Source organism: Actinomadura sp. WAC 06369, from assembly GCF_003947565.1.
In the GTDB taxonomy this organism is placed as follows: domain Bacteria; phylum Actinomycetota; class Actinomycetes; order Streptosporangiales; family Streptosporangiaceae; genus Spirillospora; species Spirillospora rifamycini.
Genome location: NZ_QHJN01000006.1, coordinates 68776 through 83358 on the forward strand (window position 1 = coordinate 68776; position 14583 = coordinate 83358).

Sequence of the window (14583 nt, forward strand, 5' to 3'; positions counted from 1 at the left end):
CGCCGCGGCGGTTCGGCATAATCCCCTATGAAATATATGAAAGGGGTGCGGCCGATGATCGACGTCGCGGGATGGGCGCCGGAGGCGCGGGAGACGACCGAGGTCATCGGCGCGGCGCCCGCGGCGGCGCTGGCCGGGGTGCTGGACGCCCCGCCGCCGGGGGAGGAGCTGCCGCCGCTGTGGCAGTGGCTGCACTTCCTCGAACGGCCGGCGCAGCGCGAGCTCGGCGCCGACGGGCACCCCCGGGACGGGCGGTTCCTCCCGCCGATCCCCGACCGGCGGCGCATGTTCGCCGGGGGAAGGTTCCGCGCCGCCGAACCCCTCCGCGTCGGCGACACCGTCACCCGGCGGGACGAACTGGCCGCGACGGCGGTCAAGGCGGGACGCACCGGCGAGCTGCTGTTCGTCACCGTGCGGCACACGTTCCTGCGGGACGGCGCCGAGATCGCGGTCGAGGAGCAGGACCTCGTCTACCGCAGCGGCGACGCTGCCGCGCCCCCGGCGGAACCCCCGGCCGGGCCGTCGTTCGAGCCCCCGGCCGTCGCGGCGCCCTGGACGCTGCCGATGGCGGCCGACCCCGTGCTGCTGTTCCGGTTCAGCGCCCTCACCTACAACGCCCACCGCATCCACTACGACGAGCGGTACGCCACCGCCGTCGAGGGCCACGCCGGACTCGTCGTCCACGGCCCGCTGCTGGCGATCCTGTGCCTGGAGCTGCCGCGCCGGGCGGGCGTGCGGGTGCGCGAGCTGGCGTTCCGCGCCCGCAGGCCGGTCTTCGCGGGGCAGCCGTTCGCGGCGGCCGGGGGCCCGGACGGAACGCTGTCGATCGAGGCGCCGGGCGGCGTCACCGCGATGACCGCGACGTTCTCCTGAGCGTCCGCCCGCCCGTACGCCCCTGCCCGGGGCCGGCGTCCGGTCCGGGCCGCCGGGTCAGATGCGGTGCCGGTCCACGAGCTGCTTGACGATCACGTTCCGCTGGATCTCGTTCGTCCCCTCGCCGACGATCATCAGCGGCGCGTCCCGGAAGTAGCGCTCGACGTCGAACTCGGTGGAGTAGCCGGCCGCGCCGTGGATGCGGACGGCGTTCAGCGCGATCCGCATCGCCGCCTCCGACGCGTACAGCTTCGCCATGCCCGCCTCCATGTCGCAGCGCTCGCCCGCGTCGAGCCGGGCCGCCGCGTCGAGCGTCAGCAGGCGGGCGGCGCGCAGCTCGGTGGCCATGTCGGCGAGGAGGTTGCCGACCGACTGGTGCTCCCAGATCGGCTTGCCGAACGACTCGCGTTCCTGGGCGTACCGCAGCGAGTCCTCGAGGGCGGCCCGGCCCACGCCCAGCGCGCGCGCCGCCACCTGGATGCGTCCGACCTCGAGCCCGCGCATCATCTGCGCGAAACCGCGCCCCTCCTCGCCGCCGAGCACCGCGTCGAGCGGCGCCTCGTACCCGTCGAACGCCAGCTCGCAGCTCTCCACGCCCTTGTAGCCGAGCTTGGGCAGGTCGCGCGACGCGGTCAGCCCGGGGCCGTGCCCGACCAGCAGGATGCTCATCCCGCGGTGCCGGGGCGTCGCGTCCGGGTCGGTCTTGCACAGCAGCGCGATGAGCCCGGACCGGCGCGCGTTGGTGATCCACATCTTGGCGCCGTCGACCACGTACCGGTCGCCGTCGCGGCGCGCGACCGTGGTCATGGCCTGCAGGTCGGAGCCGCCGGACGGCTCGGTCAGCGCCATCGTGGCCCGCAGCTCGCCCGTCGCCATCCGCGGCAGGTAGCGGGCCTTCTGCTCCTCGGTGCCGAACACCGACAGCAGGTGCGAGACGACCGTGTGCCCGCCGAACGCCCCGGCGAGCGTCATCCAGCCGCGGGCGAGCTCCTCGGTGACCAGCGCGTAGCACGCCTTCGACACCTTCGCCTCGCCGTACGGCTCGGGCACGGCGAGGCCGAAAACGCCCAGCTCCTTCATCCGCTCGATGAGCCGCTCCGGGTAGGCGTTCGCGTGCTCCAGCCCGCGCGCCGCCGGGCGGACCTCCCGGTCGACGAAGTCCGCGACGACCTCCACGATGGCGCGTTCCTCCGCGCTGAGCTCGAACACCGCCGCGTCTCCTTCGCCTCGCCGATCCGAGAATGCAGTTTCATATATTTGATAGGCGACTGCCTGGCTGTCAACGCGGGTCGTCCATAATGTGAGCTCCCGACACCCGTCCCGGAGGCGATGACCGTGCCCATCCCCGGCGAGAGCCGCGCCGGCGGCGCCCCGCCCGGCTCGCCGCCCGGCGGCTCGCTCGGCGGGCGCCGCCAGCTCAGCGACGAGGTCGCCGCGTACGTCCGCGAGCTGATCATGTCCGGGCGGGTGCGGCACGGGGAGTTCCTCCGCCTCGAGCGGGTCGCCGACGACCTCGGGATCAGCGTCACGCCCGTCCGCGAGGCGCTGCTGTCGCTGCGCGGCGAGGGCTTCGTGACGCTGGTGCCGCGCCGCGGGTTCATGCCCGCGCCGCTGTCGCGGCGGGACGTCCAGGACCTCTTCGAGGCGCAGGCGTACTTCGCCGGTGAGCTGGCCGCCCGCGCCGCCGAGAAGATCACCGAGGAGGAGCTGGCCGAGCTCGCGCGCACGCAGGAGCTGCTGGAGGACGCGTCCCGGACGCGCGACGCCGAGGGCATCGAGCGGGCGAACCACCGGTTCCACCGGACGGTCAACCTGTGCGCGGACTCGCCGAAGACGGCCTGGCTGCTGCAGCTCGTGGTGCGGTACGCGCCCCGCCGGTTCTTCTCCAGCATCGACGGCTGGAGCCAGGCGTCGGTGGACGACCACCACCTCGTCCTCGCCGCGCTGCGGGCGGGCGACGCCGACGCGGCCCGGCAGGCGATGCGCGCCCACATCCGGCACGCCGGGACGCTGCTGGTCGTGCATCTGGAGGGGCGGGGGTTCTGGGACGACGGCGGCGCCGGCTGAGGCCGGCCCGGGAGGTCTTCCTTTCCGTCGTCGGCGCCAATATCGTATAAAAAATTGCCGACGTGGAGGTGAGGATGGCGGACCGGCTTCGGCAGACCCACGGGCTGTCGGACGAGCAGCGGGAGATCCTCGCGACCGTGCGGGCGTTCGTCGACAAGGAGATCCTCCCCGTCGCGACCGCCCTCGAGCACGCCGACGAGTACCCGCAGGCGATCGTGGACGGCATGCGCGACCTCGGGCTGTTCGGCCTGACGATCGCCGAGGAGCACGGCGGGCTCGGGCAGTCCCTGCTGACCTACGCCCTCGTCGTCGAGGAGCTCGCGCGCGGCTGGATGAGCGTGTCGGGCGTCATCAACACCCACTTCATCGTGGCCTGGATGATCGACCGGCACGGCACCCCCGAGCAGCGGGCGCACTACCTGCCGAAGATGGCCGCCGGCGAGATCCGGGGCGCCTTCTCCATGTCCGAGCCCGACTGCGGCTCCGACGTCTCCGCGATCCGGTCCCGCGCCGTCCCCGACGGCGACCACCACGTCATCGACGGCCAGAAGATGTGGGTCACCAACGGCGCGTCCGCGAACCTCGTCGCCACCCTCGTCAAGACCGACCCGGACGCGGGGCACCGCGGCATGACGACGTTCCTCGTCGACAAGACGCCCGGGTTCGGGGAGGTCGCGCCCGGCCTGACGATCCCGCGCAAGATCGAGAAGATGGGCTACAAGGGCGTCGACACCACCGAGATGGTGTTCGACGCGCACCGCGTCCCGTCGTCCCGGATCCTCGGGGGCGAGCCCGGCCGCGGCTTCTACCAGATGATGGACGGCGTCGAGGTCGGCCGCGTGAACGTCGCGGCCCGCGGCTGCGGCGTCGCGATGCGCGCCTACGAGCTGGCCCGCGACTACGCGCGGCGCCGCGAGGCGTTCGGCCGCCCGATCGCCGAGCACCAGGCCGTCCTGTTCCGGCTCGCGGAGATGGCCACCAAGGTCGAGGCCGCCCACCAGATGGTGGTGATGGCGGCGCGGCGCAAGGACTCGGGCGAGCGCAACGACCTCGAGGCCGGGATGGCGAAGTACCTCGCGGGCGAGTACTGCAAGGAGGTCGTGGAGGCGTCCTTCCGGATCCACGGCGGCTACGCGTACTCGAAGGAGTTCGAGATCGAGCGGCTGTACCGGGAGGCGCCCATGCTCCTCATCGGCGAGGGCACCGCCGACATCCAGAAGATGATCATCGGTCGCCGGCTGCTGGAGGACTGAGCGGGTGCTGCCTCTCGAGGGGATCACCGTCGTCGCGCTGGAGCAGGCCGTCGCGGCGCCGTTCGCGTCCCGGCAGCTCGCCGACCTCGGCGCCCGCGTCGTCAAGGTCGAGAAGGTGGACGGCGGCGACTTCGCCCGCGCCTACGACGCCGGCGTGCGCGGCGGGCTCGGCACCCACTTCGCCTGGCTGAACCGCTCGAAGGAGTCGGTGGCGGTCGACCTCAAGACCGACGAGGGCCGCGCGATCCTGGACGACCTGATCGCGGGCGCCGACGTGTTCCTGCAGAACCTCGCGCCCGGTGCCGCCGACCGCCTCGGGTTCGGCGCCGCGCGGCTGCGGGAGCGCGACCCCCGGCTCATCGTCGTCGACATGTCCGGGTACGGGGCGAGCGGGCCCTACCGGGACAAGCGCGCCTACGACATGCTCGTCCAGGCCGAGGCCGGGCTGATCTCGGTCACCGGCACCCCGGAGACGCCGGTGAAGGCGGGCACCCCCGTCTCCGACATCGCCGCGGGCATGTACGCGTTCTCGGACATGCGGGACCGCGTGAGCCATTGACCTGCAGCGGAGCCTTGGCGGCGTTCACTCTGCCACCGCCCGTTCCGTCGCTGTTCCGCCGGAACGATGATCTTGGACCGAACGGAGCCGGAACAGCGATCGGTCGATGGCGTTGCGAGCCGCCTCGTACGCCTCCTCGGTCGTGTGCCCGTACACCCGAATCGTGATCGGTACCCGCCGCTGGTTCTGGCGAGAGTGGCCGAGGAAATCCATCACCGCGCCGAGCTGAATCCCGGCGTCCTGCAACGTGGTCGAGTAGAAGTGCCGCAGCGCGTGCTCGCCGTCGCCCTTCCCCGGTGCCTGGTAGTGCCGCGTCACCCCGCCGCGCGGTCCCGGCTTGGGGTCAGGAATGACCCCTGCGGCGGCCAGTGCGGGTAGCCACACCGTTCGCTCGTACGACCGGGAACGGATGTGTTGGTCATGGGTGCGAGGGTGATCACCCTGCCAACGGAACAGGAGTCGGCACACGTGCTCGCCAGCCACTTCCCCGTTCTCCCGCATCCACGGAAGCCCGTACGGCCGCGGTGGGTACTCGTCGATGTGTGCCTGTACGAGACGCGCCACCCCGGACGGCAACGGCACCGAACGTTCCCGGCCACCCTTGGGCGCCTTGAACACCCACTCGCGCCCCACCTGCACGACCTGGCGGACGATCCGCACCCGGCCCGCCTCGAGATCGAAGTCTTCGAGGGCGACGGCGAGCGCTTCGGACTCCCGCAGCCCGCACCCGGCCTCGAGCGCGGGGATCGCCCGATACGGTTCCGCCGTCCCCTGAATCACTGCCCAAGCACGATCCGCCGACCACACCTCGCGCTCGTCGACGCCGTTCTCGTCGCGCGGGCGAGGCTTGGCGATGATCGGGGATTTGGCGGGGTTGTCGCGCCGGAGACCGTCCGCGACGGCGAGCGAGAAGATCCCTCGCAGGATGAAAAGGGCTTGTTCCTGGACGGACACACCGTGCGTGCGAGACAGGGCCAAGAGCCATTCGGCGACCTCGGAAGGCTTCACCGACCGAACCTGACGGTGGCCGAACGTCGGCTCAATGTGGAGCCGGAATGCCCGCTCGTACTTGATGCGGGACGCGCCTCCCACATCTCGCAACCGCAGCCACTTGTTGCCGAGAGCGCCGAACAACTCTTTACCGGCGGCCGGGTCGATGTACTCGCCCCGGGCGATGTCTTCTTCCTGCTTACGGGCGTACTTAGCCGCCGCATCCTGGATGCGGAATGCCTTGGTCTGCTCTCGTCCGTCCGGTCCGATCCAGCAGGCGAGCCACCTCTTGGAGCTCTTGGAGCCACCACGGTCCGGGTGCCGGTTGGTCTTCACCTTGACGCGACGCCGGCCGGTGGGGTCGGCCGCATCCTTCACCGAGGTGTGCCAGAGATCCCTAACGCGCGCCATCGTCGTTGCCCTCCGGTCGGCGTCCCCGGAAAACCTCAGTGATTCGGGAACGCTGCTCAACCTCTTCCTCGGTCATCTCCGGCGGTTGCCACTCCTTGTCGGGCACCTCACTGAAGAACAGTCGGGCGTTGGTGCTCTGCAGAGGGTGGCGCCCTCGCACCCACTCCCGTACGAAGCCGGTGGGCGTGGCTCGCTCGGGGGTGAAGTGATACCACTTCCCATCCTCGAGAGGGATCAGGAGATGAATCGGAGCAACGTCAAGGACGTAGGCCAGCGCCAAGAGCTCTTCGACGGTCACCGACCGGCGCCGACCACTCTCGAAGTTGGCAACGATCGACCGGTTCCACTTGATGCCCTCACGAGCCAGTTCGTCTGCAAGCTGGCTCGCCGACATCTTCCGCCGCAGGCGAACGTCCTTCACTCGTTCGGCGATCACCTTCGCCGGGTGTGCGGCCTTAAGGGGATGGCCCGGCTCCAACTCCTCATCCTGTGTCATGAGAGCACACGCTAGTGCTTTCGGGTGGACACAGTCAACGGCTATCACTACAGTGATGACGGAAGTGCTCTCAAAGCACACCGACATCTCATGGAGACACACAGCCATGAACGAAAAGCACCTGTCCGTTGCTGACCTCGCAGAACGTGAGGGCGTCGCCATCGACACCGTGTACGGCTGGAACCGCCGGGGCGAGGGGCCGCGGTACATGAAGATCGGTCGCTCGTGCCGGTACCGGATCGAGGACGTTCTCAAGTGGGAGGAAACCCGCCTGGTCGACAAGGAACCCACCGGTGAGGCCGCCTGATGTCCCCTGACAAGCCGAACGGCGCGCCCCCCGCCAAGGAAACGCGCCGCGTCGACAGTCCAGTCACCCCGATGGTACAGGCCACCATCGACGACGTCCCGACCGTCCGCGCGTCCGCATACAGCCCGGACGGATCTCGCCGCCTGTGGGCTCTCGCGTACCGCTGCACCTGCGGACACGTCCACATGGGTCGTGCCCGCTCGTACGGATCTCTCGGCGGTGAGCGCCGCGCCCGGTGCGGCCGGCGCGTGTTCATCCGCGTTGTCCGCACCTACCCCGCGGAGGCGGCGTGAACGGTCTCGACCAATCCCTGATCGCCGACGTCGACGCCGAGCGCGCCGTCCTCGGCGCGTGCATGAACTCGTCGACGGTCACGCTCGAGGTCGCCGAGATCCTCGCCGAGCCTGACGACTTCATCCGCCCGGCGCACCGCGCCATGTTCTGGGCGCTCGTCGAACTGGCGACCACGGACAAGCCCACCGACCCCATCAGTCTGCGTGACCACCTGCAGGCGTCTGGGCGGCTCGCCGAGGCCGGCGGCGCCCGCTACCTCCTCGAGGTGAACGAGTCCCTGGTGTCTGTGCACCAAGCGACGCACCACGCCGGGATCGTTGCCCAGCTCGCCGAACGGCGCCGCGCCGTCCAGGCAGCGCGCGTCCTCCTGCAGAAACTCGAGAACCCGGAACGGGAAACTGGGGACGCACTCGAGGAGTTTGCCGCTGACGTTGCACGCGCCCGCCATCCCAACGCGCGCACCGGTGGCCGCATCCGGCTGACCCCGGCGTCGCAGATCGAACCGCGGCCGGTCGTGTGGGCATGGGAGGACGACGGCCACGGGCGTATCCCCGCGGGCTCGCTCGTCAGTGCCGCCGGGCGGGAAGGGACCGGCAAGTCGTCCTTCGGCATCTGGCTCGCCTCCGAGATCACGCGCGGGTCCTTGCCCGGGACGCTGTACGGACAGCCCCGGCAAGTCGTCTACGTCGCCGTCGAGGATTCGTGGTCACACACTCTCGTCCCGCGGCTCATCGCGGCCGGCGCTGACCTTGACCGGGTGTACCGGGCGGAGGCGGTGGTGGACGAAGACGAGACGTCGACGCTCAGCCTCCCGCACGACCTCGCCGAGTTGGAGACGGTCATCACCAAGCACGGGGTCGGCCTCATCGTTCTGGACCCGCTGATGTCCACCATCGGCGGAACGATCGACACCCACCGAGAGCGGGACGTCCGCAAGGCGCTGGACCCACTCGCCCGGCTCGCTGACCGCACCGGCGCCGTCGTCCTCGGCATCGCCCACTTCAACAAAGGGTCCGGAACGGACGCTTCCTCGCTCATCACCGGGTCAGGGGCGTTCAAGAACGTCCCGCGCGCCATCTTCGGATTCGCCGCCGACCCCGACGACGGAACCCGAGTAATGACGCAGACCAAGAACTCGCTCGGCATTGGGGACCTGCCGTCGCTGGAGTACCGCATCGTCTCGGCGAAGGTTGAGACCGCCGACGGTACCGCGGAGGTTGGGCGGTTCGTGTTCGACGGACACAGCGAACGCAGCGTGGCCCAGATTCTCGGGGACCGCACTGACCCGGATGAGCGCAGCGAGCGCGATGAGGCCGCCGCATGGCTTAGCGACTACATCACCTCACAGGGCGAGGTCGCCGCCAACGACGTGATGAAGGCGGGCATGGCGGCCGGGTTCTCCAAGGACACGCTTAAGCGCGCCAAGGGCAGGGCCGGTGTCGAGTCGCGCAAGGCGAGCTTCGGCTCCGGGTGGGTGTGGGCAATGGCACGCAGCGAAGGGAGCACGAAGGGAGCGAAGGGAGCATGACTCTGTACCCCTGCACTCTTCGCTCCCTTGGCGCTCCCTTGGGCGGCGCGACCGTGTCTCGGACGCAGTCAGGCACGGTCCGACACAGTCCCCAGGGCAGCCCGTGAACGACCTCGACGATGCGATGCGGCGGGCGGTGGACGAGCGTCTGCAGGCCCGCCTCGCCGAGAACCGAGAGCGCCGCAGCAACCGCCGCCGGCGCCTCGCCGAACTGTCCGAACGGCGCCGACACGGCCTCGCCGCACGGCACGACACCAAGCTCGCACGCCACCAGGAGAACGACATGACCAGCGCCGCCGAATTGCGAGCCGCTCTGAACGATGCCCTCGGACCAGCCACCCGCTTCTGCCGCTTCTGCCGGATCAACCTCATGCCAGACACACCGGGCGGCTCCCGCGACTGGCAGCGGTACATGCTCAACGACAATGTGTGGGCGGCAGCCGGGATGGAATATGACGGCGGCTGGCTTTGCATCGACTGCGTGGAAAAGCGGCTCGGTCGCCCGCTCACCGGACAGGACTTCGCTGCGGTGCCGCTGAACGACCCGGGCCGCGACGACGACACACCCAAACTTGCCGACCTCAAGAGGGCCGCGCAGACGTACTGGCTCGCTATCCGTACCGACGGGGGGAGCCTCTGATGCGCGTCCTCGCCGCCCCACCGCATAACCCCCGCCGTGACGACGGGTTCACCTACACCATCCCCGGCGAGCTCCTCTACCGGCCGTTCGCGTGCGACTCCGACCAGGACGGCCAGTGCGGATACGGACGCGCATGGGTCGGCATCACCAGCCGCAAAGGCACCACCGCCGCGCAGATCGCAGAGCACGACATCACCGTCGAGGAGTACGCCGGCCTCATCGCCGCGCACTTCACCGAGGTATGGGGATGGGACCCGCTCGACGGCCGCCACGAAGCCGCGATCCTCGCGGAGATCGCCCTCGAGTTCCCGCTCGGTGCCCTGATCACCATCGCCGTGCAGGGCGACCACGACGCCATCACCCAACTGGAGATGTGACCGTGCCCCGCCGCGACGCAGCCGCCAAAGCCGCCCACCTCCTCGCCACGGGCGCTGTCACCGTCGTGTTCTGCCACGGCGACCACGTCCACATCACCGTGCAAGGCCGCACCGGCACCCGCTACTGCGGACACGACCCGCACCGCGGATGGTGGTGCTCATGCCCCGCCGGCACCGGCCAGTGCTCCCACATCCGCGCCGCGATGCTCATCACCTCCCGGCGCCCGCCCCACAAGCGCCGCCCCTGGGCCCGCGGCATCCCCGGAAAGCGGTAACCGCGTGACCGATCCCCGCATCTCCGCCCGCACCGTCGCCGTCCTGGTCGCCGCGGTCAACCTCCGCCGCGTCTACCGCCTCCATGCCCACGACGACCGGGTCCGCGACGACCTCGCTGTCCTCGCCCGCATCGCCTACGAATGGCACCACCTCAACAACGATGTCGACGAAGTGGCCATTGATCAGCCGCCCCCGCCACCGTGGGAACTGACACCCACTGAGGCGGCGAACCTTCTCGGAGTCTCGCCCTGGTCGATCCGCTGGGCACTGCGAGAGGGGCACCTCGAGGGCGTCAAGAAGGGTTGGCAGTGGTCCATCAGCATCCGGGCCCTCGCCGACTACCAGAACCGCCCGACAGGGAGAACCCGGCATGACCGACCCCCGCCACGCCACGGCACCGCGGCGTAAGACCAGCCACACCGAGGGCGCCCTCACCGTCAACCTTCCCGGCCTGGTTGCCGTCACCCTCGACGCCAGCACCCGCACCATCACCGTTGACCAGGCGCCCGCCGCCGGCGACACGCCCCGCCACATGACCGACGACATGCGCGGCTGGAAGGTCACCGACCGGCGCCCCAAGAAGACCCGCGCCTGAGAGGGAAGCATCGTGGCTAACGACTACGCCGAGAACGCCGCCGCCATCAAGGAAGCGCATGACCGCAAGCTGCAGCGCATCCGCGACCGGTACGACCGCAAGGAGATCACCGCCGAACTCCGGGACACGCTCATCTCCCGGAACGTCGTCGCCACCCGCGCGCACCTCGCGCAGCTCCGGGAAGCCGAACAGGCCGAACGCGCCACCCGCCGGCGCACCCTCGAGCGGCGCCTGTTCGCCCCCACCGGCACCGACGGCACCGACCCTGCAACGCGCTCTGCAGCGTTCCGTCAGGCACGCAAGGAAGCCGCAGCCCTCGACGACGAAGGCGCGATTGCCGAGCAGCTCCGAGCAGCCGTACGCGCCGACGACAAGCTCATGGCCAAAGCCCTGTTCGAGCGCGCCCACGACATCACCCAGGTGACGCAGGGCACCAGCCTCAACAGGGTCGTCGCCGCTTACCTCAACGAAGTCGAACCCGAGAAGGTCGACGACTACCGGGAACTGCACGAGATGGCCACCGAGGAACGGTCACTCGGAGGACGGTTCGCCCGCGAGTCGACCTACCTCATGCCGACCCCCCGCGAGGTCGAGCGGTACCAGGATCACAGGCTCAACCAGCTTGCCGACGATCCAAGGTTCGCTGACGTCAAGTAGGAGCAACACGCAGCGTGCGACCCCACACCACGCCGCCGCCCGCGCCGCCCGCCACGGCCCCGCCGCACCGCGGCCGGCGACCGGTCGACCGGTCGACACCCCAACCGCCGTCACACAGCGTCACGAACGCGCATCGTCGCAGGTCACCGCACATGCGCACCGCATTTCCGCAGGTCAGGGGGTGGGGAGGTTGCCGTCCCCCCGGGTCCTCTCGCACCGGCCCCGTATAGCGGCTGCCCCTGGCTGACCTCTGAAACGATCGAGGTGCCCGATATGTCTGATTCTTCGTCACTGAGCGTGCCCGCCGATGTGGGGCCGTCCGGGCGCCGTCTGTGGGATTCGGTGCTGTCGGTGTACGAGCTCGACGAGCATGAGTTGGCGCTGTTCCGGGAGATGGTGCGGACGGTCGATCTCCTCGACGACCTCGACGCCCAGGTCCGCGCGGACGGGCTCATGGTGCGAGGGCCCGGCCTGACGCCGCGGGTGCATCCGGCGGTCGCCGAGGCGCGGCATGCGCGGATCGCGCTCGCTCGTCTCGCCGCGGCGCTGCGGTTGCCGACGGGTGAGGAGGGCGACGAGCAGAAGGGCGCGCGTCAGCGGCGCGTTGGGGTGCGTGGGGTGTACGGCGTGCGGGGTGTGGTGTGAGGCGCCGGCGGCTTGAGACGGTGTTGCCGCCGTTCCATCGGACGGTGGAGGAGTGGCGGGCGATGCGGGCGCCGGCGTTCATGTGGGATGACGCAGTGGCGTTGCAGGTGGCGCGGTCGGTGTTCCGGCCGGGGGCGCGGTTGGACGGCCCGGAGTGGGACCGGTGCCGGTCGCGGGTGGAGCGGTTGACGGTGTGGCGGTTCCGGCGGGATGTGGCGGGCGAGGTGCTGTCTCAGCGCGGCCAGTTGTCGGAGGTGGAGCGGGACCGGCTCGAGCGGTGCCCGCCGTTCAGGGCGCCGCGGATGGCGCCTGAGTCGTGGCGTGCCGGCGTGTCGGTCGCGCTCGTCGCTGCGGGGCGGGGGCCGCGGTGAGGCGCCGTGTCCGGCCGGGGTATCGGCTCGAGCGGGCGGCCGGTCTGGTCGCGGTCGCCGGGTACGGGCTGCTGCTCGACCCGGACCGTGCGGGGCGTCTGGCGCTTGCTGAGCTCGAGCGGATCGCCGAGGAACTCGGGTTGGTGTCGCCGGCGGGTGCGCGGGACAGTGACCGGCCGGTGCAGTGGCTTGACGCGTGGGCGAGCGAGGCGGGGGTGTGGCACGAGTCGGGGACGTGCCCGCGGGACCGTGAGGGGCATTGGGCGTGCCACTGCTGAAGGGTGAGACCGGGGCCCGGGGGACGCGCGCCTTCAATCACCCGGGCCCCGGGGTCTAGGAGGGCAGCAGCGTCGCCGCGACGTCCTCGGGCGTTGTGGGGCCCATGACGGTGTACTCGAGGCCGGTCGCGAGCGTGACGAGCCAGTAGCCCGGACGGTCGTCGGCGTAGAACGTGGCGATGCGGTCGCCGTTGGCGTCCCACATGACGTGGGTGCCGTCGGGGGTGGACAGCAGCATCGGCGCTTTCCCGGTCACCGGTCGTCCCCTTCCGGGGACGGCGACGCGGGGGGACCTGGCACATGGCCGGGTGCGTCACCGTCCCCGCTCCCCCCGACCCCGTCGAACACGGGGCGGCGCGAGGGCTCCCAAACGGCGGGAGCCAGAGCCAGCAGGAGCGTGTACGCCTCTTGGACGGCTTCGGGATGACCGGAACCGAGCGCGGTCATGACCTCGTCCCATGCGCGTCTAGACAAGGCCACGTGCTGCAAGCCCATTCCACCGGATCCGGTCATCATGGGGGGTCCTCCGTCGCTGCGATCACCTGGCAGAACGAAGCGTCACAGCAGTCGGGGGACCGGAGGGACACGATTCGTGTCCCCTACCTCAGACGAGAATTCCGATGCGGTCGGCCAGAACCCGCGCGTCACGCCGTACCGCCCGGTCCGGTGAGTCGGCGAGGTCGGCGACCAGGCGCCGCGCGTACCCGTTGAACCGGATCGTCTCGGGCGCCGCCCGGTGCGCGTCCTTCAGCGTCCCGACGGTCGCGGCCTGGTCGCCGCCGAGGTCCCATGCCCGCGCGACCTCGATGAGGTGCCGGCCGCGGCGCGGCCTCGAGGGGATCGCGGACTTCAGCGCGCCGCGCGCCTGCCGCCCCGACTCGCCTTTCTGTCGGAGCTCGACCGCGAACGTGACGGCGTGCGCGCCCATGATGACGCGGGAGAACGACGTCATGGGCTGGTAGTACCCGGCGGGCAGGGACCCGGCGATGCGGTCGGCGTCCTCCCACCAGCGCCACGCGGCGCCACGCTGACCGGCGCGGGCGGCGGTGTATCCGGCCTCGATGTGCAGGGCTCCCCACAGGGCTCTCAGGTCGTCGCCGCCGCCCTCGAGGCGCGGCCGTAGGTGGTCGAGGCCGGACCGGTTCACCTGCTCGGCTGCGTCGAAGTCGCCGGCGTCGCGGTGCGCCTGGGCCAGGGACCAGACCGCGGCGGCGAACGCCGCGGGGTCTTCGGACTCTTCGGCGGCCATGAGGGTGCGTTCGGCGATCCGCCACAGCAGGCCCGCGTCCGGCTGGTACGCCACGTAGAACTGCGCCACGTTGTACGCGCCGGCGAGGATCGCCAGAGCGCGCCGCCGGTCGGCGCCTTCGTAGGCGCGGGACGCGTGCCGGGCGTCGGTGATCAGGGACGGCAGCAGCTCGCCGAGGACGGTGCGGTGATCGGGTGCGGCGTGCCGGGCGCGCCATGCCGCGTCGACGCGGGCGGCGAGGTAGTCGAGCCGCTGCGGTTCCCTGCTCGGGATCGTCACGGCGTTGATCGCTTCCCGCACCGCGGGCAGGGACGGGTGCCCGGGACCGCGTGCCACGTCGACGCCGACGGGTTCCCCGCCGACGAGCAGCCCGACGTCCTTCAGTCCGAGCGCCGCGGCGAGGCTCTGCAGCGCGGCGAGCTGGGGCCGCTTGATCTGTCCGTCCTCCACTGCTTTCAGCCACCTCGGGTTCCTGCCGACAAGCCCGGCGAGGACTGCCCGGGTCATGCCCTTACGGCGCCGGTAGAACTTGATGCGTTCGCCCGTAGTCATGTCCGGGTCTGTCGGGTCTGGGGTACGGTCGCGCATGACGGCCTCGCTCGGTCCGTGGAGTCTCGACAACTCCCACGGTACGGGCGGGGCCATTCTCGTGTCCGGCGAGCACGGCCGCACGTGCCGTCTGGCAAGCCGAAGGCCCCGCCGGACACGGTTGCCCGG

Annotated in this window: 20 protein-coding genes; 15 read left to right on the forward strand and 5 right to left on the reverse strand. The window is 70.8% G+C overall.

Features of this window, described 5'->3' with window-relative positions:
• Positions 1-54 precede the first annotated feature (54 nt).
• On the forward strand, positions 55-873 hold the full coding sequence (locus DMH08_RS02700; RefSeq protein ID WP_125611460.1) for an FAS1-like dehydratase domain-containing protein: 819 nt from the start codon (positions 55-57) through the stop codon (positions 871-873).
• 57 nt (positions 874-930) lie between these two features.
• On the opposite strand, the gene DMH08_RS02705 is transcribed toward DMH08_RS02700, so the two are convergent.
• On the reverse strand, positions 931-2082 hold the full coding sequence (locus DMH08_RS02705) for an acyl-CoA dehydrogenase family protein (RefSeq protein ID WP_125611462.1): 1152 nt from the start codon (positions 2080-2082) through the stop codon (positions 931-933).
• A 120-nt stretch (positions 2083-2202) separates the two neighbouring features.
• Between DMH08_RS02705 and DMH08_RS02710 the strand changes: the two genes are divergently transcribed.
• The 3 genes from DMH08_RS02710 to DMH08_RS02720 all read left to right on the forward strand — a co-directional run bounded on the left by DMH08_RS02710 (position 2203) and on the right by DMH08_RS02720 (position 4752).
• Complete coding sequence (locus DMH08_RS02710; RefSeq protein ID WP_125611464.1) at positions 2203-2940, forward strand: GntR family transcriptional regulator; 738 nt, start codon at positions 2203-2205, stop codon at positions 2938-2940.
• 74 nt (positions 2941-3014) lie between these two features.
• A complete protein-coding gene (locus DMH08_RS02715) occupies positions 3015-4193 on the forward strand; it encodes an acyl-CoA dehydrogenase family protein (protein ID WP_125611466.1) in 1179 nt (392 codons plus the stop codon).
• Between the two features lie 4 nt (positions 4194-4197).
• Positions 4198-4752: a CaiB/BaiF CoA transferase family protein gene (locus DMH08_RS02720; RefSeq protein ID WP_125611468.1), complete on the forward strand. Its 555-nt coding sequence runs from the start codon at positions 4198-4200 to the stop codon at positions 4750-4752.
• A gap of 24 nt (positions 4753-4776) precedes the next feature.
• Here DMH08_RS02720 and DMH08_RS02725 read toward each other — a convergent pair whose 3' ends face one another.
• Together DMH08_RS02725 and DMH08_RS02730 are read right to left on the reverse strand one after the other, a co-directional pair.
• Positions 4777-6213, reverse strand: coding sequence for a tyrosine-type recombinase/integrase (locus tag DMH08_RS02725; RefSeq protein ID WP_158642241.1), 1437 nt, complete (start codon positions 6211-6213; stop codon positions 4777-4779).
• Positions 6140-6649 carry a helix-turn-helix domain-containing protein gene (locus DMH08_RS02730; RefSeq protein ID WP_125611472.1) on the reverse strand — a complete coding sequence of 170 codons (510 nt, stop codon included), beginning with the start codon at positions 6647-6649 and terminating at the stop codon, positions 6140-6142. Before DMH08_RS02730 ends, DMH08_RS02725 begins: the two co-directional genes overlap by 74 nt.
• Positions 6650-6704: 55 nt before the next feature.
• On the opposite strand from DMH08_RS02730, the gene DMH08_RS02735 reads away from it, so the two are divergent.
• The 11 genes from DMH08_RS02735 to DMH08_RS02785 all read left to right on the forward strand — a co-directional run bounded on the left by DMH08_RS02735 (position 6705) and on the right by DMH08_RS02785 (position 12617).
• Positions 6705-6956, forward strand: a complete 252-nt coding sequence (locus tag DMH08_RS02735) for a helix-turn-helix transcriptional regulator (protein ID WP_199747584.1) — start codon at positions 6705-6707, stop codon at positions 6954-6956.
• A gap of 289 nt (positions 6957-7245) precedes the next feature.
• Complete coding sequence (locus DMH08_RS02740; protein WP_125611474.1) at positions 7246-8778, forward strand: AAA family ATPase; 1533 nt, start codon at positions 7246-7248, stop codon at positions 8776-8778.
• A gap of 103 nt (positions 8779-8881) precedes the next feature.
• Positions 8882-9418: a hypothetical protein gene (locus DMH08_RS02745; protein ID WP_125611476.1), complete on the forward strand. Its 537-nt coding sequence runs from the start codon at positions 8882-8884 to the stop codon at positions 9416-9418.
• Positions 9418-9795 carry a DUF7715 family protein gene (locus DMH08_RS02750; protein ID WP_125611478.1) on the forward strand — a complete coding sequence of 126 codons (378 nt, stop codon included), beginning with the start codon at positions 9418-9420 and terminating at the stop codon, positions 9793-9795. Before DMH08_RS02745 ends, DMH08_RS02750 begins: the two co-directional genes overlap by 1 nt.
• Positions 9792-10070, forward strand: a complete 279-nt coding sequence (locus DMH08_RS02755; protein ID WP_125611480.1) for a hypothetical protein — start codon at positions 9792-9794, stop codon at positions 10068-10070. The genes DMH08_RS02750 and DMH08_RS02755 overlap by 4 nt, the downstream gene beginning before the upstream one ends.
• Positions 10071-10074: 4 nt before the next feature.
• Positions 10075-10479 (forward strand): helix-turn-helix domain-containing protein, encoded by a 405-nt coding sequence (locus DMH08_RS02760; protein WP_125611482.1) that lies wholly within the window; start codon positions 10075-10077, stop codon positions 10477-10479.
• Entirely contained in the window at positions 10442-10666 is a 225-nt protein-coding gene (locus DMH08_RS02765) for a hypothetical protein (protein WP_125611484.1), read from the forward strand. The genes DMH08_RS02760 and DMH08_RS02765 overlap by 38 nt, the downstream gene beginning before the upstream one ends.
• 12 nt (positions 10667-10678) lie before the next feature.
• On the forward strand, positions 10679-11323 hold the full coding sequence (locus DMH08_RS02770) for a hypothetical protein (RefSeq protein WP_125611486.1): 645 nt from the start codon (positions 10679-10681) through the stop codon (positions 11321-11323).
• Positions 11324-11596: 273 nt separating this feature from the next.
• The gene (locus DMH08_RS02775; RefSeq protein ID WP_125611488.1) at positions 11597-11968 is read left to right on the forward strand and encodes a terminase; all 372 of its coding nucleotides are present in this window, start codon (positions 11597-11599) and stop codon (positions 11966-11968) included.
• 95 nt (positions 11969-12063) lie between these two features.
• Complete coding sequence (locus DMH08_RS02780) at positions 12064-12339, forward strand: hypothetical protein (RefSeq protein ID WP_125611490.1); 276 nt, start codon at positions 12064-12066, stop codon at positions 12337-12339.
• A complete protein-coding gene (locus DMH08_RS02785; RefSeq protein ID WP_125611492.1) occupies positions 12336-12617 on the forward strand; it encodes a hypothetical protein in 282 nt (93 codons plus the stop codon). Before DMH08_RS02780 ends, DMH08_RS02785 begins: the two co-directional genes overlap by 4 nt.
• Positions 12618-12672: 55 nt before the next feature.
• Here DMH08_RS02785 and DMH08_RS02790 read toward each other — a convergent pair whose 3' ends face one another.
• Together DMH08_RS02790 and DMH08_RS02795 are read right to left on the reverse strand one after the other, a co-directional pair.
• A complete protein-coding gene (locus tag DMH08_RS02790) occupies positions 12673-12873 on the reverse strand; it encodes a hypothetical protein (protein WP_125611494.1) in 201 nt (66 codons plus the stop codon).
• A 348-nt stretch (positions 12874-13221) separates the two neighbouring features.
• Positions 13222-14511: a helix-turn-helix domain-containing protein gene (locus DMH08_RS02795; protein WP_233617364.1), complete on the reverse strand. Its 1290-nt coding sequence runs from the start codon at positions 14509-14511 to the stop codon at positions 13222-13224.
• Positions 14512-14583 lie beyond the last annotated feature (72 nt).